18 protein-coding genes and 1 pseudogene are annotated in these 19,544 nt (G+C 70.9%); 12 read left to right on the forward strand and 7 right to left on the reverse strand.

The genetic code is table 11. From position 1 onward, the window contains the following. Window positions 1–190: pseudogene (locus ACBJ59_RS43465) on the forward strand (ABC transporter permease); the annotation flags it as partial. Window positions 191–201: 11 nt separating this feature from the next. Further along, window positions 202–1,410, forward strand: coding sequence for a cytochrome P450 (locus tag ACBJ59_RS43470; RefSeq protein WP_375115950.1), 1,209 nt, complete (start codon window positions 202–204; stop codon window positions 1,408–1,410). A 52-nt stretch (window positions 1,411–1,462) separates the two neighbouring features. Here ACBJ59_RS43470 and ACBJ59_RS43475 read toward each other — a convergent pair whose 3' ends face one another. Both ACBJ59_RS43475 and ACBJ59_RS43480 read right to left on the reverse strand, forming a co-directional pair. After that, the gene (locus tag ACBJ59_RS43475) at window positions 1,463–2,599 is read right to left on the reverse strand and encodes a hypothetical protein (RefSeq protein WP_375115951.1); all 1,137 of its coding nucleotides are present in this window, start codon (window positions 2,597–2,599) and stop codon (window positions 1,463–1,465) included. Between the two features lie 118 nt (window positions 2,600–2,717). After that, window positions 2,718–3,872, reverse strand: a complete 1,155-nt coding sequence (locus ACBJ59_RS43480) for an alpha/beta hydrolase family esterase (RefSeq protein ID WP_375115952.1) — start codon at window positions 3,870–3,872, stop codon at window positions 2,718–2,720. Window positions 3,873–4,767: 895 nt separating this feature from the next. Here ACBJ59_RS43480 and ACBJ59_RS43485 point away from each other — a divergent pair. The 10 genes from ACBJ59_RS43485 (at window position 4,768) to ACBJ59_RS43530 (ending at window position 13,388) form a co-directional block, all read left to right on the forward strand. After that, window positions 4,768–6,069 (forward strand): aminotransferase class V-fold PLP-dependent enzyme, encoded by a 1,302-nt coding sequence (locus tag ACBJ59_RS43485; protein ID WP_375115953.1) that lies wholly within the window; start codon window positions 4,768–4,770, stop codon window positions 6,067–6,069. 76 nt (window positions 6,070–6,145) lie between these two features. After that, window positions 6,146–6,532, forward strand: a complete 387-nt coding sequence (locus tag ACBJ59_RS43490; RefSeq protein WP_375115954.1) for an ArsR/SmtB family transcription factor — start codon at window positions 6,146–6,148, stop codon at window positions 6,530–6,532. Next, complete coding sequence (locus ACBJ59_RS43495) at window positions 6,532–7,491, forward strand: cation diffusion facilitator family transporter (protein WP_375115955.1); 960 nt, start codon at window positions 6,532–6,534, stop codon at window positions 7,489–7,491. The genes ACBJ59_RS43490 and ACBJ59_RS43495 overlap by 1 nt, the downstream gene beginning before the upstream one ends. A 58-nt stretch (window positions 7,492–7,549) precedes the next feature. Further along, complete coding sequence (locus tag ACBJ59_RS43500; protein WP_375115956.1) at window positions 7,550–7,954, forward strand: ArsR/SmtB family transcription factor; 405 nt, start codon at window positions 7,550–7,552, stop codon at window positions 7,952–7,954. Further along, window positions 7,951–8,691: a cation transporter gene (locus tag ACBJ59_RS43505; RefSeq protein WP_375115957.1), complete on the forward strand. Its 741-nt coding sequence runs from the start codon at window positions 7,951–7,953 to the stop codon at window positions 8,689–8,691. Before ACBJ59_RS43500 ends, ACBJ59_RS43505 begins: the two co-directional genes overlap by 4 nt. A 287-nt stretch (window positions 8,692–8,978) precedes the next feature. Then, window positions 8,979–9,977 (forward strand): PstS family phosphate ABC transporter substrate-binding protein, encoded by a 999-nt coding sequence (locus ACBJ59_RS43510; protein WP_375115958.1) that lies wholly within the window; start codon window positions 8,979–8,981, stop codon window positions 9,975–9,977. After that, window positions 9,974–10,921 (forward strand): phosphate ABC transporter permease subunit PstC, encoded by a 948-nt coding sequence (gene pstC, locus ACBJ59_RS43515; RefSeq protein ID WP_375115959.1) that lies wholly within the window; start codon window positions 9,974–9,976, stop codon window positions 10,919–10,921. The genes ACBJ59_RS43510 and pstC overlap by 4 nt, the downstream gene beginning before the upstream one ends. Further along, window positions 10,918–11,796, forward strand: a complete 879-nt coding sequence (pstA, locus tag ACBJ59_RS43520) for a phosphate ABC transporter permease PstA (RefSeq protein WP_364138075.1) — start codon at window positions 10,918–10,920, stop codon at window positions 11,794–11,796. The genes pstC and pstA overlap by 4 nt, the downstream gene beginning before the upstream one ends. 41 nt (window positions 11,797–11,837) lie before the next feature. Then, window positions 11,838–12,644 carry a phosphate ABC transporter ATP-binding protein PstB gene (gene pstB / locus ACBJ59_RS43525; protein WP_364138077.1) on the forward strand — a complete coding sequence of 269 codons (807 nt, stop codon included), beginning with the start codon at window positions 11,838–11,840 and terminating at the stop codon, window positions 12,642–12,644. Between the two features lie 87 nt (window positions 12,645–12,731). Further along, window positions 12,732–13,388: a response regulator transcription factor gene (locus tag ACBJ59_RS43530; protein WP_375115960.1), complete on the forward strand. Its 657-nt coding sequence runs from the start codon at window positions 12,732–12,734 to the stop codon at window positions 13,386–13,388. An 80-nt stretch (window positions 13,389–13,468) separates the two neighbouring features. Here ACBJ59_RS43530 and ACBJ59_RS43535 read toward each other — a convergent pair whose 3' ends face one another. From ACBJ59_RS43535 to ACBJ59_RS43555, 5 genes are all read right to left on the reverse strand, one after another. Beyond that, window positions 13,469–13,861: a MerR family transcriptional regulator gene (locus tag ACBJ59_RS43535; protein ID WP_375115961.1), complete on the reverse strand. Its 393-nt coding sequence runs from the start codon at window positions 13,859–13,861 to the stop codon at window positions 13,469–13,471. Window positions 13,862–14,265: 404 nt separating this feature from the next. Next, window positions 14,266–16,362, reverse strand: a complete 2,097-nt coding sequence (locus ACBJ59_RS43540) for a hypothetical protein (protein ID WP_375115962.1) — start codon at window positions 16,360–16,362, stop codon at window positions 14,266–14,268. After that, window positions 16,359–16,784: a metalloregulator ArsR/SmtB family transcription factor gene (locus tag ACBJ59_RS43545; RefSeq protein ID WP_375115963.1), complete on the reverse strand. Its 426-nt coding sequence runs from the start codon at window positions 16,782–16,784 to the stop codon at window positions 16,359–16,361. The genes ACBJ59_RS43540 and ACBJ59_RS43545 overlap by 4 nt, the downstream gene beginning before the upstream one ends. 129 nt (window positions 16,785–16,913) lie before the next feature. Continuing rightward, on the reverse strand, window positions 16,914–18,236 hold the full coding sequence (locus ACBJ59_RS43550; protein ID WP_375115964.1) for a High-affinity nickel-transporter: 1,323 nt from the start codon (window positions 18,234–18,236) through the stop codon (window positions 16,914–16,916). Further along, window positions 18,233–19,534 carry a tetratricopeptide repeat protein gene (locus ACBJ59_RS43555; RefSeq protein ID WP_375115965.1) on the reverse strand — a complete coding sequence of 434 codons (1,302 nt, stop codon included), beginning with the start codon at window positions 19,532–19,534 and terminating at the stop codon, window positions 18,233–18,235. Before ACBJ59_RS43555 ends, ACBJ59_RS43550 begins: the two co-directional genes overlap by 4 nt. Window positions 19,535–19,544 lie beyond the last annotated feature (10 nt).

The following is a 19,544-nucleotide window of genomic DNA, read 5'->3' on the forward strand; positions in this document are numbered from 1 at the left end:
CACCATGCCCGGCCCGCTGCGCGTCTTCGCCGAGAACCAGCCGGTGACCTCCATCGTCAACGCCGTCCGCGCCCTGTTCGCCGAGCAGCCGGTCGGCAACGACATCTGGATCGCCCTGGCCTGGTGCCTCGGCATCCTCGCCGTCGCCTACGCCTTCGCCATGACCACCTACCGCCGCAAGATCTCCTGAAAGGCAGGATCATGACCGACTCCCTCCACACCATCACCACGATGCCGACCGAGCGTCAGCCCGGCTGCCCCTTCGACCCGCCCAAGGAGCTCATCGAGGCCCGCGAGCACGGCCCGATCAGCCGCTTCCCCTTCCCCGACGGGCACCAGGGCTGGCTGGTCACCGGCTACGACCTGGTCCGGCAGGTGCTGGCCGACCCGCGCTTCAGCTCCCGCAAGGAGCTCATCCGCCACCACTGGGCCATGGACCTGACCGGCGTCGAGATGCCTCCGGCGCCGCCCGGGGAGTTCCTGCTGATGGACGAGCCGCAGCACGGCCGCTACCGCAAGCCGCTGGTGGGCAAGTTCACCGTCCGCCGGATGCGGCTGCTCACCGAGCGCGTCGAGCAGGTCACCGCCGAGCACCTGGACGCCATGGAGAAGGCCGGGCCGACGGCGGACCTGGTGACCGCGTTCGCCAAGCCCATCCCGGCCATCATGATCTGCGAGCTGCTGGGCGTGCCGTACGAGGACCGGGGCTCCTTCCAGGAGCAGGTCGACACGTTCATGAGCGGCGAGACCAGCGACGAGGACCTGATGGCGGCCTACACCGCGGTCCAGGACTACCTCGCGCGGCTGGTGGCCGCCAAGCGCGCCGACCCCACCGACGACATCCTCAGCGAGCTCACCGACAGCGACCTGACCGACGAGGAACTGAAGGGCATCGCCCTGATCCTGCTCGCGGCCGGGCTCGACACCACCGCCAACATGCTCGCGCTGGGCACCTTCGCCCTGCTGCGGAACCCGGCGCAGCTCGCCGAGCTGCGCGCCGATCCCTCGCTCACCGACAACGCCGTCGAGGAGCTGCTGCGGTACCTGAGCGTCGCCAAGACCTTCTACAGAACCGCGCTGGAGGACGTCGAGCTGGGCGGCCAGACCATCAAGGCCGGCTCGATGGTCGTGATGTCCCTCAACACCGCCAACCGCGACCCCGAGCGCTTCTCCGACCCCCACATGCTCGACCTGCGCAGGCAGGACGGGGGGCACCTGGCCTTCAGCCACGGCATCCACCAGTGCCTGGGCCAGCAGCTGGCCCGCGTCGAGATGCGGGTCGCCTTCTCCGCCCTGATCGCCCGCTTCCCCACGCTGCGCCTGGCCGTACCGGCCGAAGAGGTCGCCCTGCGCCCGGAGACCGCCGACATCTACGGCGTCAAGAGCCTCCCGGTCACCTGGGACGCCTGACCGCCGGCCGTGGCGGCACCGGCGTGGGTGACCGGTGGGCCCTGCGGAGGGGTCACGGCTCCGATGGCCCGTCAGGGGGAAAGCTGCGCAGGTGCTCGGCCATCGTCTCGCTGACCGGGATGGTGGTGGGCAGCCGGGGAGTCTCGAAGTAGCGGGCCTTGTACCGGCGCAGCAGCGACTCCCCGTGCTCGGGCCAGGAGAAGTTCTTCTTCTTGAGGAGCTTGCCGAAGACCACGCCGGCGTTGTCCGGGTCGGGGTCGGCCAGCAGCCTGATGGCCGCGGGGGAGATGTCGTCGCCGCGCAGATAGGACGTCAGGGTCTCGCGGTAGCGGCGCCGGTTGATCAGGCTCGGGGTGGCGAAGAGCTCCTGGAGCAGGCCGAAGTCGAGGTAGAAGCTGATGCCTGTTTCCGGGTCGAAGTGGATGGCCACCGTCTCGGCGTCCGGCATCTCGTCGAAGTAGGTGAGGCTGGGTGAAGGGAAGGTGTTGCCGGGCTGGGCCCGGTCCATGCACGCTCGCATGAAGGCGTCATATTGCGAGGGCACCTCCTCTCCCGGGACCACGATGTATTCGGCGCCGTACATCTCGATGAAGACTTCTCGCTGCTCGGCGAGCATCCGGCGGGCGGTGGCGAGCTTGTCCGGGTTGCGGAAGACCAGCTCGGGGTTGCGCAGGGCGACCTCCGCGGCCTGGATGAGCAGCTCGTCACGAGCCTCGGCGGGGAAGAGGCTGATGTGCGCGCTGACCAGCCAGTCCGCGCCGAGCGGCACCAGGCGGCAGATGAGGAACATGCCCTTGCCCACCGTACGGAAGGCGGACTCGCCCATGTTGGACCGGGCACGATAGGTGAGCTCGTCCACGAGGTTGAACAGGATCACGGCGTCCCGGTCCTTCTCCTTGACCTCGAAGACGCCTTCGACCACGTCCTTCCAGCCGAGGAGCATCTCCCGCTCCTGCGGGCTCAGATCGGGGTGAGCCCGCAGGAAGCGGTCGATGACCGTGTCACCGGAGGCCAGCCGCTGCTGCAGGACGAAGTGGTCGACGATCATGCTCGTGGCCACCTCGCTGTCGGCGAGGACGTCGGGATGGCTCCGCTCGAAGGCTTCGTCGAGCTCGCGGGCGAACCGGGGTGACAGAGCGAAGTCGACCAGCCGCTCCTTGAGGGCCCCGGCCTGCTTCATGACGTCCATGGCGGTGCCGTTTCCTTCTTCGGGCCGTGCTCCTACGGCTTCCTGGACCTGCATCCACGCGCCATTCCAGGGTCCCACAGATCGGAAACCGTGATCCACGGTCCGGAATCGCTTCCGGTCAGCAGGAGGACACCTCGAAATAGGCCGGCCCGGTCTGCTTGAGCGTGGTGATCACGAACGTGTTCCACAGGCCCATCGGCTGGTTGGAGCCGTTGGCGTAGGCGTAGCCCGCGGATTGGTGGGCGCGGCCCGCCTGGGTGTGGGCGTAGTTGCTGGCGGTGAAGCACTGCCCCGGTGGCGTGGGGGTGACCGTCGGATTCGGGGTGCCGGTGGCCAGACCGAAGAAGCGGGCGTCGTGGTAAGCCGAGCAGATGGTGTCCAGGAAGTACGCGCCCGCCGTGCCGCACTGGTCGGCCGCGTTGCCCGGATCCACCGGGGTGCCGTGGCCCATTCCGGAGATCTTGTAGTAGCGCAGCGCGTCCGCGCCGTACGTCTCCAGGGTGGTGCCGCCGGGCAGGCCCGTGGTCGAGGCCGGGGTCTGGGAGAGCCCGAGGACGTTGGTGAACTGGTCGCGCAGCTCGTCGCCGTTGGCCTTGTTGACCGTGTAGTCGGCCTGGCCGTGCCAGATCGCCACCTTGGGCCGGGGGCCGGTGTAGCCGGGGTGGGCCGCGCGGACCGACGAGCCCCAGTCGGCCGGCGTCTTGGCCACCGGGCCGAGCATGCAGGTGGTGGTGGAGGCGGGCGGCGAACACCGGTAGGGGAGGCCGGCGACGATCGAGGCGGCGTGGAAGAGGTCGGGGTACGTGGCGATCATGACGGCGGTCATCGCGCCGCCCGCGGACAGGCCGGTGATGGAGATGCGGGCCGGGTCCAGGTTGTAGGCCGAGGTCGCGTGCGTCACCATCTGGGCGATGGACAGCGCCTCGCCCTGGCCGCGTCTGATGTCGCCCTCCTGGAACCACTGGAAGCAGTTCGAGGGCGCTGTCGTCGCCTCCGGGAAGATCAGGGCGAAGGCGTGCTGGTCGGCGAACTTCCGCCAGCCCGAGCTGGTGTAGTAGGCGTTCGCGTTCTGGGTGCAGCCGTGCAGGGCCACGACGGCGGGGGAGCGGGGCGGGAGGTTGTCGGGGACGTAGGCCCACATGTTGAGTGCGCCGGGGTTCGAGCCGAAGCCGGTGACTCTGGTGAGGGTGGCCGCCTGGGAGACGGCCGGTGCGGCGATGAGGGCGAGGGCGAGGAGGAGCGCGGTCACGGCGCGGCTGAGGAGTGCATTCATGGTTGACTCCTGAGTGAGGTACTTGCCGGTGACCGTATGTTTTGCGGGATCCGACTGATATGTGTCACGAGCCCGGTTTTCCGGGGTCCGGCATGTGTGCGCCCCTGCGCCAGGGCGGGTCGTGCCATCGCCTGCGCGGGTCAGTGGCGCCCGATCGTGCCGAACCGGCTCTCGGTGAGGACGTCCAGCATCTCGTCGTGCTCGACATCCCAGCGCCCCGCGGTCCAGTGGCGCGCGACGTGGTCGAGCTCCGTGATCGCGATGACGCTGCGGAAGCGGCGGGTGCCGGCAGGGAACCGGTCGGCACGGTCGAGGCCGACCTTCGAGGGAAGTACCCGAGCCCTTCGGCGATCTCATAGGTGGCGGGGGCCACCTTCCGGTAACCCCGCGCCTCCGGGTCGTCCAGCGGTCCGATCGCGTCCTCCAGGACCTGCGTCACGGTCGGCGCCGCCGGCGGCGGCACCTCCTCGACGCGGCGGGCCGAGGCGTCCCAGCGGATGAGCCGGGGCAGCCCTTCCTCCCACTTCGTCCAGCTACGCAGCCGGACGCCGATCGTACGGATCACGTCGCTCACGTGACCCGTTGCCACTCGGACGCGAGCGGTGCCCACTCGTCGAGCCGGGCGAGCAGTCGCGGCTCGGAGCCGGCCGGAGCAGGAGCAGGAGCAGGCAGCGGTCGAGGCCGGCGGTGGCGGGCGTCCGCGAGCCCGTCGCACCGCGGGAACCAGCCGTCGCCGAACGGGAGGACCCGGTCCTCAGGCGACTGATCCGGACAGGCAAAGATTCCGGTAAGGCCAGGTCCCGGCATTCGGGTCGGCGCGGGGAAATATCAGGCCCGTACGAGAATATCGGCCACACTTGCCTCCGTGCCCGTTGCTCTCAGGGGGAGTGTTCGAATGGCCGTCTCCAGGCGCCGGATCGTCGCCGGGCTCGGCGCGCTGGCCGCCGGTGCCGTGGCCCGGCCGGTCGAGGCCGGGACGTTCGCCGTTCCGCAGGGCGTCACCCCCGAGCGGCTGGCCCGGGACGAGCGCTTCTGGAGCACGGTCGCCAGGCAGTTCCGGGTGAGCCCCGACTTCGTCAACCTGGAGAACGGCTACTACGGGATCATGCCGGACCCGGTACGGCGGGCGTACCACCGCAATGTCGACCTCCTCAACGAGCGCAGCTCGCACCTGCTGCGTACCGTCTACAGGCCGGGCGCCGACAGGGTCCGCGAGCGCATCGCCGCCCTGCTCGGGGTCACCCGGAACGAGATCGCGCTGACCAGGGGCGGCACCGAGGCCCTGCAGAACCTCATCTCCGGCTACCGCCGCCTGCGCGCCGGCGACGCCGTCATGTACGCCGACCTCGACTACCACAGCGCTCAATATGCCATGAACTGGCTTAAAGCCCGCCGAGGCGTCCATGTCGAGCGCGTCGTCATCCCCGAACCCGCCACCCGCCAGGCGGTGCTCGACACCTACGAGCGCGCGCTGCGGCGGCATCCGAAGGTGCGGCTGCTGCTGCTCAGCCACATGAACAACCGGACCGGCCTGGTCGCGCCGGTCCGCGAGATCGTCGCCATGGCCCGCCGCCGGGGCGTCGACGTGATCGTGGACGCCGCTCATTCCTGGGGCCAGCTCGACTTCACCCTCGCCGATCTCGACGCGGACTTCGCGATCTTCTCCTTGCACAAGTGGATGGGCGTGCCCCTGGGCGCCGGCTTCCTCTACATCCGCGACGGCCGCCTGGCCGACATCGATCCCCTCTACGCCGACGAGAGCTATCCGGCCTCCGACATCCGCTCCCGCGTGCACTCCGGCACCATGAACGTCGCCCCGTTCCTGACCGTGGACGCCGCTCTGGACTTCCACGAGACGCTGGGAGCGAAGGTCAAGCAGGCGCGGCTGCGCCACCTGCGGGACCGCTGGGTGCGGCAGGCGCGCGAGCTGGGCGGCTTCCGGATCCTCACGCCGGACGAGCCGGACATGTACGGCGCCATCACCGCCTTCCGGCTGGACGGCCGGACCACCGAGGCCGACAACCTCGCCATCGCCGACCACCTCATGACCAGGCACCGCGTCTTCACCGTCAGCCGTACCGGAATGAAGGGCGGCGGCGCCGTCCGGGTCACGCCGGCCCTGTTCACCTCTGCCGGTGAGGTGGACCGGCTGGCGCTCGCGCTGCGTGACATCCGCGGCCGGTTCCTCCGCCGCTGACGCGAGCCGCTCTTGACAGGCTCGCTCGACCATCGTCTATCTTGCGCATATGAAGAGATCTTCAGATGTTGGTGCGTTGGCGATCGACGGTTGCAGCGTCAAGGTGGTCGACGCCGATCGAGTGGTCGCCGTGCGCGAGCGGATGCCCGCCGCCGACGACCTGGCCGACACCGCCGACGTCTTCGGCCTGCTGTCCGACCCCAACCGGCTGCGGCTCCTGGTCGCGCTGCTGGACGGCGAGCTGTGCGTGTGCGACCTGGCGGCGGTGACCGGGCAGAGCGAATCGGCCGTCTCCCACGCCCTGCGGCTGCTGCGCGCGCATCGCATCGTGGCCGCCCGCCGTTCCGGGCGGATGGCGTACTACCGGCTGGCGGACCCGCACGTGCGGATGCTGCTCGACCTGGCGCTCGCGCACACCGAGCACACCGAAGCCATCCACCCCGAGCGCGACGGGAGCTCGTGATGGGTGCCGGGCACGGTCATGGGCAGGGTCATGGACACGGTCATGGACACGGTCATGGACACGGTCATGGGCAGGGTCATGGGCACGCGGGCGCCCGCCACCGCTGGCGGCTGGCGGTCTCCTTCGCGCTGATCGGCGCGTTCTTCGTCGTCGAGCTCGCCTTCGGGCTCATCTCGGGCTCGCTGGCGCTGCTGTCGGACGCCGGGCACATGGCCGCCGACGTCGTCACCCTCGGCGCCGCGCTGGTCGCCACCCGGATCGCCACCCGCCCCGACACCACCGGCCGGCGCAGCTACGGCTCCTACCGCGCCGAGGTGTTCGCCTCCCTGCTCGCCGTCGTGCTGATGCTCGGTGTCTCCCTGTACGTCGTCATCGAGGCCATCGGGCGCCTCGGCGGTCCCGCCGAGGTCTCCTCCGGGCCGATGCTCGTCGTCGGTGCCATCGGCCTGGCCGTCAACCTCGTCGCGCTGCTCCTGCTGCGTGCCGGGGCGAGCGAGAGCCTCAACGTCAAGGGCGCCTACCTGGAGGTCGTCGCCGACACGGCCGGCTCGGTGGGCGTCATCGTCGCCGGCTGGCTGGTGGCCGCGACCGGGCAGGCGTACTGGGACACCCTCATCGCGCTGGTCATCGGCGTCTTCGTCGCCGTACGCGCCGTTTCGCTCGGCCGGCAGGTCTTCGCCGTGCTCGGCCAGCACGTCCCCGAAGGCATCGACGCCGCCGCCGTCGCCGCCGACCTGGCCGCGATCGAGGGCGTACGCGACGTGCACGACCTGCACCTGTGGACGCTGACCTCCGGCATGAACGTCGCCACCGCCCACCTCGTCACCGCCGACGAGAGCGACAACCACGCCGTCCTGGACCAGGCCCGCGACCTGCTCAGCAGCCGCCACCACATCGCCCACGCGACCTTGCAGGTCGAGCCGGCCGACCACCGCGGCTGCGACGAACTCGGCTGGTGACCCGGGCCAGGGAGGCGCATCTTGCCATCACATGCCCGATTCGGGATATCATCGCCATATGACGATCGATGAGGTGGGCGGCCGTTGCGTGACCGCCGACATTGCCGCCGGCATCACGCCGGCGGCGGCGTTGTTCCACTCCCTGGCCGACGAGACCCGGCTCCGTATCGTGCGGCGCTTGGCCCGGGGCGAGGCGCGCGTGGTCGACCTCACCGCGGAGCTCGGCCTCGCGCAGTCCACGGTCTCGAAACACCTGGCGTGCCTGCGCGACTGCGACCTGGTCGCCTATCGCGCCGAAGGCCGCCAGTCGTTCTACTCCCTCACCCGTCCCGAACTGATGGACCTGCTCGCCTCCGCCGAGCAACTCCTGGCGGCCACCGGTCATGCGGTGACGCTCCGCCCCGCGCCGGGCACGGCGAGGGGCGATCGCATCGAACCTCTGGCGGGGGAGGCGGCATCATGACCTCCCCGGACCTGTCCGCGGTCCGCCGGGCTCTGCTGCGGCGCCGCGTCCGGCTCCTGGTCGCCGCCACCATCACCTACAACGTCATCGAGGCGGCCGTCGCCATCACCGCGGGCTCCATCGCCTCGTCCGCGGCGTTGATCGGGTTCGGCCTCGACTCCATCGTCGAGGTCGCCTCGGCCGCGGCGGTGGCCTGGCAGTTCTCCGCCGCCGACCACGAGCGCCGCGAGAAGGCCGCGCTGCGCGTCATCGCGATCTCCTTCTTCGCCCTCGCCGCGTACGTCACCTTCGACGCCGTACGCGCCCTGCTCGGCGCCGGGGAGGCCGAACCCTCGATCCCCGGCCTGATCCTGGCGGCCCTGTCCCTGGTCGTCATGCCGTTCCTGTCGTACGCCCAGCGCCGCGCCGGCCGGGAACTCGGCTCGGCCTCGGCGGTGGCCGACTCCAAGCAGACGCTGCTGTGCACGTACCTGTCGGCCGTCCTGCTGGTCGGGCTCGCACTCAACAGCCTGTTCGGCTGGTCCTGGGCCGACCCGATCGCCGCCCTGGTCATCGCCGCCGTCGCCGTCAAGGAGGGCCGCGAGGCCTGGCGCGGGGACGCCTGCTGCGCCACGCCCGCGCTCGGCTCCCTCACCGGGGCCGGCACCGACGACGGCTGCTCGGACGGGTGCTGCTCGGACGGGTGCTGCTCGACCGGCGACGACACCCGTCGAAGCCCGGGCCACGCACCACGCTGAACGGCCCGCCGCCCCCGCCGCGACCTCGGTGACGCGGCCCCTCGGCTCCGCACCGCGAAGCGCACTCGATAGCGGGTGCGAGCAGCGCCCCGGCCTCCTCGGCTTCCCCGGCCTCCCTGGATCGGCGTGCCGGTGCCGTCGCGTGCGGGTGACGCATTGATGTCGATCGATGAATTTATCGGCCGATCAGCCGGTGTTTGCCGGTTGTTCACATAGGCGGACTTCTATGCATGGGTGACGGGAGCCTGGTCGGGGCCGGGCCTTTATCCGAGGAAAAGGGATAGATCGTGAAAGATCGAGTGCGGATGGCGCGTGCCTTGCTTGCGGTGGCGGTGTGCGCTGTCGCGCTGGCGGCCTGCGGCGGCAACAACCAGAACCCGGGCACGACCACCGGTGGCGAGGCGACCGGCGGCGCCACGGCGGCGAAGGAGCTGGCCGGCGACGTGAAGGTCGATGGCTCCTCCACGGTGGCGCCCTTGTCCACAGCGGCGGCCGAGTTGTTCGCCGAGCAGCAGGCCAAGGTACGGGTCACGGTCGGCACCTCCGGCACCGGCGGCGGTTTCGAGAAGTTCTGCAACGGCGAGACCGACATCTCCAACGCCTCACGTCCGATCAAGGACGAGGAGAAGGCGGCCTGCCAGGCCAAGAACATCGCCTATGAGGAGTTCTCGGTGGCCAACGACGCGCTGACCGTCGTGGTGCACAAGGACAACACCTGGGCCACCTGCCTGACCGTCGACCAGCTGAAGAAGATGTGGGAGCCCGGCTCGAAGGTGAACAACTGGAACCAGATCGACTCCAAGTTCCCGAACGAGCCGCTCAAGCTCTTCGGCGCGGGCACCGACTCGGGCACCTTCGACTACTTCACCGACGTCATCAACGGTGAGGAGGGCAAGAGCCGCACCGACTACAGCCCCAGCGAGGACGACAACGTCACCGTCCAGGGCGTGGCCGGCTCCAAGGGCGGGCTGGGCTACTTCGGCTTCTCCTACTTCGAGGAGAACGCCGACAAGCTCAAGGCCGTGCAGGTCGACGGCGGCGACGGCTGCGTCGGCCCGAGCGTGCAGGCGGCGCAGGACGGCACCTACAAGCCGCTGTCGCGGCCGCTGTTCATCTACCCCAAGGCCGAGTCGCTGAAGCGGCCCGAGGTGCTCGCCTTCGTCGAGTACTACGTGGCCAACCACAAGGAGATCGCCGAGGACGCCAAGTTCATCCCGCTGAACGCCCAGCAGGAGACGGAGCTGAAGGCCGCTCTGGACAAGCTGAAGGCCCAGGCCGGCGGATGAGCCCGACCGGCACCGCGTCCTCCCCGGCCGCTCCGAAGGGGCCGCTGGGGAGGGCGCGCTCGCGCTACGGGGAACGCACGGTCCAGGTCGTGCTGGTGGCCGCCGCGCTGGTGTCGGTGGCCACGACGGCGGGCATCGTGGTCTCGCTGGTGCCGCCCACGGTCGAGTTCTTCGAGGCGGTGGGCTTCGCGGAGTTCTTCACCAGCACGCAGTGGGCGCCGCTGTTCGAGCCGCCCGCGTACGGCGTGCTGCCGCTGGTCGCCGCGACGTTCCTGATCACCGTGATCGCCATCGTGGTGGCGATCCCGCTCGGCCTGGGCGCCGCGCTGTATCTGAGCGAGTACGCCCACGCCCGCACCCGCAAGGTCTTCAAGCCGGTCCTGGAGGTGCTCGCGGGCGTCCCGACCGTCGTGTACGGCTTCTTCGCCCTGCGTTTCGTCACCCCCGCCCTGCAGACCTACCTGCCGGCCGGCCTGCAGCCGGACATCTTCAACGCCCTTTCCGCGGGCCTGGTGATGGGCGTCATGATCGTGCCGACCGTGGCGTCGCTGTCGGAGGACGCCATGTCGGCGGTGCCCCGCGGCCTGCGCGACGGCGCCTACGCGCTGGGGTCGTCGACCAGGCTGGTGGCCGTGCGCGTGGTGCTGCCGGCCGCGCTGTCGGGCGTGGTGGCCTCGTTCGTGCTGGCCATCTCGCGCGCGATCGGCGAGACCATGATCGTGGCGATCGCGTCGGGCAACAAGCCGGCACTGTCGTTCAACCCGCTCGACGCCATGCAGACGATGACCGGCTTCATCGCCCAGGCCGGCTCGGGTGACCTGCCGACGGCATCGCTGGACTACAAGACCATCTTCGCCGTCGGTGCCCTGCTGTTCCTCATCACGTTCGCGATGAACTTCATCAGCGCCCGCCTGGTGCGCCGCTTCCGGGAGGTGTACGAATGACCGTCACCCAGGAGCGACTGCTCGTCCGCCGGCGCGTCCCCTGGGGCGACATCGCCTTCAAGATGCTGCTGCGGTTGTGCCTGGCCGTCGCGGTGGCGTTCCTGGTGACGCTGCTGGTCTACGTCGTCTACAAGGGCTGGTCGCGGCTGGACGCGAGGTTGTGGGAGAACTTCCCCTCCATCCGCCGCCCCGAGCGGGCGGGCGCCAAGTCCGCGTTGTTCGGCAGCCTGTGGGTGATCGGGCTGACCGCGGTGATCTGCCTGCCGGTGGGCGTCCTGGGCGCGATCTACCTGGAGGAGTACGCCGACCACCGCCGCTGGTACAACCGGCTGATCGAGCTGAACATCGCCAACCTGGCCGCCATCCCGTCCATCGTCTACGGCATCCTCGGCCTGGGCATCGTCGCCCGCGGTTTCGGCCTGGGCACGACCATCGTCACGGCATCCATCACGCTGTCGCTGCTCGTCCTGCCGATTGTGATCATCGCTTCGCGCGAGGCGATCCGGGCGGTGCCGGGTGAGATCCGCAACGCCTCCTACGGGCTGGGCGCCACCAAGTGGCAGACCGTCTGGCGGCAGGTGCTGCCCTCGGCGGTGCCGGGCATGGCCACCGGCTCCATCCTGGCGCTGTCCAGGGCGGCCGGCGAGGCGGCCCCGCTGCTGCTGCTCGGCGGCCTGACCTACGTGGCCTACACCCCCGACGGCCTGCTCAGCGGCTACACCGTGCTGCCGATCCAGATCTACGGCTGGATCAGCCAGTCCCGTACCGAGTTCCACGACCTGTCCTCGGCGGCGATCGTGCTGCTGCTGATCGTGATCATCGCGATGAACTCCATCGCCATCTTCGTCCGCAATCGCTCGCAGAAGCGGTGGTGAACTCCTACATGACCTCCGAAATGACGACCGGAGCGAGGAACATGGCTCCCTCTGAACCACCGCCCGAGATCTTCGACCCCGTCTTCACGCTGAAGGACCTGTCGGTCTTCTACGGCGACTACGAGGCGGTGCGCGGCGTGAACATGCGCATCGCGCCCCGCGAGATCACCGCGCTGATCGGCCCGTCCGGCTGCGGCAAGAGCACGGTGCTGCGCTGCCTCAACCGGATGAACGACCTCATCCTGGACGCCCGCATCGCCGGCAAGATCACCTACTACACCGAGGACCTCTACGGCGAGTCCGTCGATCCGATCGAAGTACGGCGCCGGATCGGGATGGTCTTCCAGAAACCCAACCCGTTCCCCAAGTCCATCTACGACAACATCGCCTACGGCCCCCGCGTCAACGGCCAGCGCCGGGGTCTGGACGAGGTGGTGGAGGAGGCGCTGCACCGGGCGGCCCTGTGGGACGAGGTCAAGGACAAGCTCAAGCAGAACGCCCTGGCCCTGTCCGGCGGCCAGCAGCAGCGCCTGTGCATCGCCCGCGCCATCGCGGTCAAGCCCGACGTGATCCTGATGGACGAGCCCTGCTCCGCCCTCGACCCGATCGCCACCACCAAGATCGAGGACCTCATGCAGGTCCTGTCCAGGGACTACACGATCGTCATCGTCACCCACAACATGCAGCAGGCGGCCCGGGTGTCCGAGCGCACCGCCTTCTTCACCGCCGAGGTCGACGACAAGGGCGTGCGGCACGGGCGCCTCGTCGAGTTCGACTCCACCGCACGGATCTTCAGCAACCCCGCCGACAAGCGAACCGAGGGCTACATCACCGGGCGCTTCGGCTGAACTGAGCGGAGCCGATGAACACATGAGCCGTGCAACAGCCGCCGTCCCGTTGCGCGGGCAGCGAGACAGCGCGACCAGGACGCCGAGTTGAGCGAGCTGTCCGCGCACGGGGTGACGGTGACGCACTGTGCCGACGGCGTCGAGGCGCTGCTGCGCATCGGCGCCGCGCAGCCCGACGTGCTGCTGCTGAGCGCCGACCTGCCCGGCATCGAGGCGGTCACCCTGATTACCACGCTGCGGCGATCGATGGACATGACGATCATCGTGGGCGTCGGTCCGGGCGACGCCGAGCTCGCCATGCGGGCGCTGCACGCGGGCGCCACGGCGTGCGTGGCCAGGCCCTACCGTTCGTCGGAGCTGCTTCCGCTGATCAACGCCAGTTCCAACCCGTCCGCGCCGCTGCTGGTGGGCGAGGTCGAGCTGGACGAGGTGGCCCACGTGGTCCGGGTGTGCGGGGAGCCGGTGCACGTCCCGCTGCGCGAGTTCGAGCTGCTCGCCTACCTGATGAAGAACGCCGGGCGCGTGGTCACCCGCCACGAGATCAGCCGGCACGTGTGGCACAGCACGGTCTCCCCGCCCAACAACACCATCGCCGTGCACATCAAACGGCTACGCCGCCGCATCGGCGACGACGAGAAGAGGCCGACGCACATCCTGACGGTGCGCGGCGTCGGCTACCGGCTCGTGCTGCCGGAGCAGGCGGCCGAGGACGAGCTGGCCCCGCCACCCCTCGGGCGCGAATAGGCGCGTCCACGGCGAGCACCGGTCAGGTGGCCAGCCGGCCGGCACGTCCGGTCAGGTGGCCAGCCGGCCGACACGCCCGGTCAGGTGGCCAGCTGGCCGGCACGTCGCCGCAGGTCGGCGGCGAACTCCTCGGCCCGGCTCAGCTGGGTGCGCAAGGCTTCGCAGCGCTCGCGCGTGGCCTGCTCGAATCGGCTCAGCCGCCGCGACAAGTGCTCGCGCTCGGCCTCGCCTAGGGCCGCCGCGCCGGCCTGGTCGAGCCGGTCGGTGATGGACAGCAGCTCGCCCATCTCCTCCAGCGTGAAGCCCAGCGGCTTCATCCGGCGGATCACCATCAGCCGGGCCACGTCGGCCTCGGTGTAGAGGCGGAAGCCACCCTGGCTGCGTGCCGAGGGTCGTACCAGGCCCACTTCGTCGTAGTGCCGGATGGTCCGCAGCGACAGCTCGGTCCGCGCCGCCACCTGCCCGATGTGCATGTGATCTCCGCCACCGCCCGCAGCGGCCGGAACCTCGCCGTCGTCGGCGGAAAGCGGTGATCCGTCCATTTTCGTGCGACCTCACTGCTCAGCTGGTTGCGGTGGTGCGGGCGTGAACGCCCGACCCGCCAAATCTCTACCCTTACGTTAGGGTAGAGATTTCGATGGCCGAACCGCGCAGGCCCGCCCCGGACACACCGCCACCCTGGCACAACCGGCCGCCTGACGACATCCCCGGTGCCGTACGATCGCCGCCGCCACCAGCCGCTCGCCCCGGCCGGTGACACGCTGCCCGCCACCCTGCCTGCCACCCTGTCCGGAGAGCTGTCCGACAGCCACTGAGCCGGTCCCCACTGAGCCGGTCCCCACTGAGCCGGTCCCCACTGAGCCGGCCGCCCAGCCGGTCAGGCGGGCAGCTCGTACGGCTTGAGCGCCCATGCGCGCCTCGCGGCGGAGATCGTCCGCCAGGCGAGACCGGTGCCGAAGGCGAAGGCGTGCCGCGCGGCGGCGAGATCGTCGAAGGCCCCGACGCCGCGCAGCCGAGCCGGCTCGCCGGTGAAGATCTCCTCCAGGGTCGCGCAGAAGTAGGCGTACCCGGCGAATTCGACGGCGGGGCCGGCCAAGGGGCAGCCCAGAAGGCTCCGCAGGGTCTCGGACGGCGTCTGCTCCGACCGGCGATACGCCAGGTCGTGCAGCAGGTCGAGGACGTCGGGGGGCAGGTCGTCCGCGACCTCCATGAGCGCGCGGGCCTTCTTCCGTACCTCGTCCTTGAGGACGGCGAGGCAGATCGGGGCCAGCGTCTCGGCGGGCAGGGCGTGCGCGGCGCGGATCACGGCGCGGGCGGCGCGGAGGAGGTCGCGGGACAGCCCGCCCGACAGGCAGTGGCAGAAGGCGACATAGGGCTCGGTGAGCCCGACGACGCGGCGGTAGATGAAGCGTACGGACTCGGTGTAGGAGAGCGGCCCCACCCGGACGATCTCGTCGAAGGAGCTGTCGAAGGCGTCGCGGAAGGGCAGGCCACGGCGTTCGAAGGCGCTCATCGCGTCGTCGGACACCGAGATCATGAAGAACGTGTTGGGCAGCCCGAAGATACCCTTGATCTCGTTGAGGAAGCGCTCCGCCCGGTCGCCCGACCCGATCTTGTCGAGTTCGTCGATGCCGATGTACACGCTGTGGTCCGGCCGGAGGTGCCCGGCCACGTCCTGGACGTAGGAGCGGAAGGCGGAGACGATCTCCGGATAGCTCAGGGGCTGCTCCGCCAGGCTGCGGCCGCCGCTCAGCTGCGCGTCGACCCAGACGGGGAGTTTGACCGTGCCCGACCAGCCCGTGGTCTGCGTCTGCAGGTAGCGGATCTGCGCCAGATGGCGGCGGGCCCGTGTCCTGAGCTGGTCGGCGGGATCGTGCTTGCGCCCGGCGCGGCGGATGGACAGGGCGAAGTGGACCAGTCCGAGGAGCCCGGCGAGGTAGGACGCCCACTGGCCGGGGGCCTCGGGCGCCAGGTTGTCGCCGTACCGGTCGACGACGTCGGCCAGCCACTGCGGCACCGGTCCTGGCACGAGCACGAGCCGCAGGAGCACGTCACCGGCGATCTCGGCGAAGAGCACGGGCCAGGCGGCGAGGGCCGCGCTCACCAGCCAGTACGTGATCGGGATGAGGGCCTGGCGGAGCCCGACGCGGCGGTGGCGGCCGGGGCCGAGGTGCCGCAACGTGGCGCGGCAGAACGCGGCGAACAGGTGCAGCACGAAGTCGCGCGGGGCGTACTCCACCGGGGCCGAGACCAGCAATCGCAGATCTCCGGTCCCCGGCCTGGGAAGGGAGCCCTCACAGTAGCGCCGGACCAGCGTGGACTTGCCGGATCCGCGCGGTCCCGCGATGCCCACGCTCGCTCCGGACAGGCGTCCGAGGAGTTCGTCGAGCTCGTCCACGACCCGGGTCGGCACATGGTAGGCGCTGTCGAACGCCTCGCTCAGCCCGGGACTCGCCGCCACGTTGAAAACGGGGTCGAAGCGGTCGCGGCGGGCGTTGATCCGCTGGCGGATCTGTGCCGCCAGCTCGCCGTCCTCCAGATCCCGTACGAGCTTCGCCCGAACCGGCGAATACGGGAACGACCGCAGGGCTTCGCGCACTCTGGACCAGCCCTGCCCGCGCGCCAGGACCAGGTACGAGCCGATCACGAGGACGGACGGCAGGCCGATCAGCACGGGGGCTCGCCAGCTCCCCATGGCCAGGCCGAGCAGCAGCAGACCGATGGCCAGCAGGACGAACGGGAAGCGCGGCATCGGCACGCGCCGCGCCGCCGGCTCTTCGGCCGGCACCACCACGGCCGCGAAGACCTCGGCCGCCTGCTCCATCATCTCCAGCCGGATGTGCAGCGGCTTCACCGTCACGTAGTCGAACGCGTCCCGGATCTCCGGATCGTGCAGCGCCCGGGTCAGCGCGGCCGAGTAGAGGTCGCGTAAGGCGGGGTCCGAACGCAGGGGATCGGCTTGGGCCCGGGTCATGCGGTGCGGAGTTCGGCGTCCACCGGCCGGGCGGGCGCGGGCTCGGTCAGCTGGGCGGGCACGGACACGGACACGGGCACGGGCGCGGGCGCGGTCAGCGGGGTGAAGAGGGCGCCCAGCCGGTTCACCGTCTCGGGGACGATGCGGTAGTAGACCCAGGTGCCGCGGCGCTCGCCGTCGATCAGCCCGGCGGTGCGCAGCACCTTGAGGTGGTGGGAGATGGTGGGGGCGGTCAGGTCGAAGGCGTCGGTCAGGTCGCACACGCACGCTTCGCCGCCGGCGTGGGAGCCGATCATCGACAGCAGGCGCAGCCGGACGGGGTCGGCGACCGCCTTGAGCATGAGTGCGAGGTCGGCCGCGTCGGTCTCCGACAGCGGCTCGCGCGCGATCGGCGCGCAGCATGGGGTGGTGGTGGCGGCCATCCGGCTCCTCTTCTAATTCGACATCTGTCGAAATCATAGGCGATGGCAGGCGAGCGGGGCGATTCCCGCGTTGGCGGCAGGGGGACCGGCCGCGGTGGGTGGGGGGTGGGGGTGGGGCCCCGAGGGCGTTCACACGAGGGCGGCCACCGCGCGCAGGGTGACGCCCGTGCCGACGAGCAGGACGAACGTGGCGGTCAAGGCGGCGCTGTACGGGCGCAGCCGCCGCATCCGACCGGCCAGGGTGAGGTCGCCCAGCCTGCGCAGGGTGAGCGCCGTTACCAGCAGCGTGAGCGCCATGCCGAGCCCGTAGCACACCACGGTCAGGACGCCGAACGCGGTGCGCCCCAGCGCCATCGCGCCGAGCAGGACCACCAGGGCGGACGGGCTGGGCACCAGCCCACCGGCCATGGCCAGCGCCACGACCCCATCCGACCACCTACGGTGCCCATGACCGTGCCCGTGCCCGTGCCCGTGCCCGTGTCCATGCCCCGGGCCGGGGTGGCGTCGGTGGAGGGCGGAGCGGAGCAGGCCGGCGCCGATCAGGGCGATGAGGACCCCGCTGGCCACGCCGAGCCAGCCCATCACCACCTCACCGGCGACCGCGCTGGCCACCGTGACCAGCACGCCCAGGACCAGCACGCCCGCCGTGTGCGTGGCGGTGACCGTGGCCGCGACGGCGACCGCGTCCCGCAGCCGCCCCCGCCGCCCGGCGAGGTAGGCGGCCATGACAGTTTTGCCGTGACCGGGCATCGCGGCGTGCACGGCCCCCAGCACCAGCGACAACAGCAGCGCCAGCAGCCCGAGCGGCACGGTCAGCCGGTCGGTGCCGATCAGCGTGTTGAGCCGGTCGGCCAGCAGGCCGGTGAAGCGGGTGACGGGGTCCGCACCCGGCACCTGCGCCGGCGCGGCGGAGGTGCCGTCGCCCGGCTCCACCGTGAGGCGCGCCCGGCGTACGTCGAGCGGCGAGCTGAGCAGGTCGGCGGGGTAGTCGCGGAGCTCGCCGGACACGCTGTCGGCGGGGACGGTGGAGGCGCGCAGGCGCACGCCGGCCCCGTTGGCCGTGATCTCCCGCCAGCCGATGGTGTCGGCGCGGTAGGCGTTGGCGAAGGTCAGGGTGAGCCGCCGGTCCACGCGCAGCGGGGCGGTCAGGCGGCAGGTGAGCCTGCTGGTGCGCAACCCGGCGGCGCCCGGTTGGTAGGCGAAGGAGGCGTCGGCGACCTGCCAGGTGAGCGGCCGTCCATCGACCTGCGCGCGGACGGCGTCCCGCAACTCGGTGCAGGTGCGGTGGGCGGGGCCGGTCGGGGGCTGTTGCAGGGTGGGGATCTCGGCGCTGTCCACGATCGCCAGGTGCTCGATCCTGTCCCGGTGGATCGTCAGCCCGTCGTAGTGGTTGACGCTGAAGTTGCCCAGCGGGTGCGCGGCCAGCACGGTGGCGACGATTGCAGTGATCATGGCGTCTCGGCCAGCAGCGCCCGTGCCCGTGCCGCCCCGGCCGGTGCGAAGTGCGGGTTGACGGACAGTGCCCGGGTCAGGTGGGCGCGGGCGGCGGCGGTGTGCCCGAGGGCGTGCTCGATCTCGCCCCGGTGGTAGGCGAACAGCGCGTTGCGCCCGCCGAGGGCGTCGGCGCGGGCGGCGTACGTGGCGGCCTCGGTGTGGTGGCCGGCTCGGTGCAGCGCCCAGCCGAGCGCGTCGGCGACCTCGACGCTCTGGCGTCGTTTCCACTCCGCGCGCAGGTATCTGACGGCGGCCTCCGGGTCGCCGTGGTTCGCCGTGAACGTGCCCACGGCCAGGTTGTCGGGGTCCCCGTTCGCGGTCAGCAGCCTGTGCTGGGCGGTGAAGACGGCGTACTGCCGCCTGGCCCCGTCCCGGTCGCCGAGGTGCTCCAGCAGTTCCCCGTATTCGACGACGAAGGACGGGGAGCGGGCCACGGCGGTGGCGTAGTCGCGCAGCGCCTGGTCGATGCGGCCGAGCGCGGCCTCGGCGCGCGCCTTGCCCGCCCGCGAGGGCAGGTGACCGGGATCGGCGGCCAGCGCCTGGGTGTAGGCGGCGAGCGCGGCGCGCGGGTCGCCGTTGTGCCAGGCCAGCTCGCCGAGCTGCCACTGGCAGAAGGCGTACTCGGCGGGGTCGCCGGGGATCGCGCAGGCGCGGTGCAGCAGGTCGCGGGCCGGGCCGGGCCGGCCGCGCAGGTGTTCCAGGCGGGCGGCCCTGGTGAAGGAGGCGAGGTCGGGGCGGCCGCCGAGCATGCGCCGCAGCGCGGTCTCGGCCTGCTCGTACCGGCCGAGTTCGAGGTAGGCGTCGGTGAGCACGCCGTAAAGTGCCCAGCGGAACGGCGCGGCCTCCCGGGCCCGCTCGGCCCAGCGTACGGCGCCCGCGAAGTCGTGCCGGGCGTTGGCCAGCGCGCCCATGCCGATCATGGCGTCGATGTACGGCTCCCCGTCGCCGGTGGGCTGGCGCATGGAGCGTTCGAACGCACCCCTGGCCTTGTCGTAGTAGGCGGTGTCGGTGGTGCGGCGGGCCTGCTCCAGGTACATGTGGCCGAGGCTCGCCCAGACCGCCGCGTCGTCGGGGTGACGGCGCAGTCGCCTCTGGGCGGCCTCGATCGATCCGGCCAGGTCGTACGGTGACCAGCTCGCCGGCGCGGGAGGCGGTTCGTCCCGGCGCAGAACGCCTTCCGGGGCGTACAGGGTCAGCAGGACGCAGCCCAGCAGCACGCATCCCAGCAGGGGCAGCAATCGCCGTACGCGACTCATCTGATCGGAT

The organism is Nonomuraea sp. MTCD27, from assembly GCF_041950495.1.
Taxonomy (GTDB): Bacteria; Actinomycetota; Actinomycetes; order Streptosporangiales; family Streptosporangiaceae; genus Nonomuraea.

Coding starts and splice junctions, on each gene's coding strand:
- ACBJ59_RS43470 (WP_375115950.1), top strand. CDS start 202: ATGACCGACTCCCTCCACACCATCACCACGATGCCGACCGAGCGTCAG.
- ACBJ59_RS43505 (WP_375115957.1), top strand. CDS start 7,951: ATGACCTCCCCGGACCTGTCCGCGGTCCGCCGGGCTCTGCTGCGGCGC.
- ACBJ59_RS43540 (WP_375115962.1), bottom strand. CDS start 16,362: ATGACCCGGGCCCAAGCCGATCCCCTGCGTTCGGACCCCGCCTTACGC.
- ACBJ59_RS43480 (WP_375115952.1), bottom strand. CDS start 3,872: ATGAATGCACTCCTCAGCCGCGCCGTGACCGCGCTCCTCCTCGCCCTC.
- ACBJ59_RS43475 (WP_375115951.1), bottom strand. CDS start 2,599: ATGGACGTCATGAAGCAGGCCGGGGCCCTCAAGGAGCGGCTGGTCGAC.
- ACBJ59_RS43555 (WP_375115965.1), bottom strand. CDS start 19,534: ATGAGTCGCGTACGGCGATTGCTGCCCCTGCTGGGATGCGTGCTGCTG.
- ACBJ59_RS43535 (WP_375115961.1), bottom strand. CDS start 13,861: ATGCACATCGGGCAGGTGGCGGCGCGGACCGAGCTGTCGCTGCGGACC.
- pstA (WP_364138075.1), top strand. CDS start 10,918: ATGACCGTCACCCAGGAGCGACTGCTCGTCCGCCGGCGCGTCCCCTGG.
- ACBJ59_RS43485 (WP_375115953.1), top strand. CDS start 4,768: ATGGCCGTCTCCAGGCGCCGGATCGTCGCCGGGCTCGGCGCGCTGGCC.
- ACBJ59_RS43495 (WP_375115955.1), top strand. CDS start 6,532: ATGGGTGCCGGGCACGGTCATGGGCAGGGTCATGGACACGGTCATGGA.
- pstB (WP_364138077.1), top strand. CDS start 11,838: ATGGCTCCCTCTGAACCACCGCCCGAGATCTTCGACCCCGTCTTCACG.
- ACBJ59_RS43500 (WP_375115956.1), top strand. CDS start 7,550: ATGACGATCGATGAGGTGGGCGGCCGTTGCGTGACCGCCGACATTGCC.
- ACBJ59_RS43545 (WP_375115963.1), bottom strand. CDS start 16,784: ATGGCCGCCACCACCACCCCATGCTGCGCGCCGATCGCGCGCGAGCCG.
- ACBJ59_RS43550 (WP_375115964.1), bottom strand. CDS start 18,236: ATGATCACTGCAATCGTCGCCACCGTGCTGGCCGCGCACCCGCTGGGC.
- pstC (WP_375115959.1), top strand. CDS start 9,974: ATGAGCCCGACCGGCACCGCGTCCTCCCCGGCCGCTCCGAAGGGGCCG.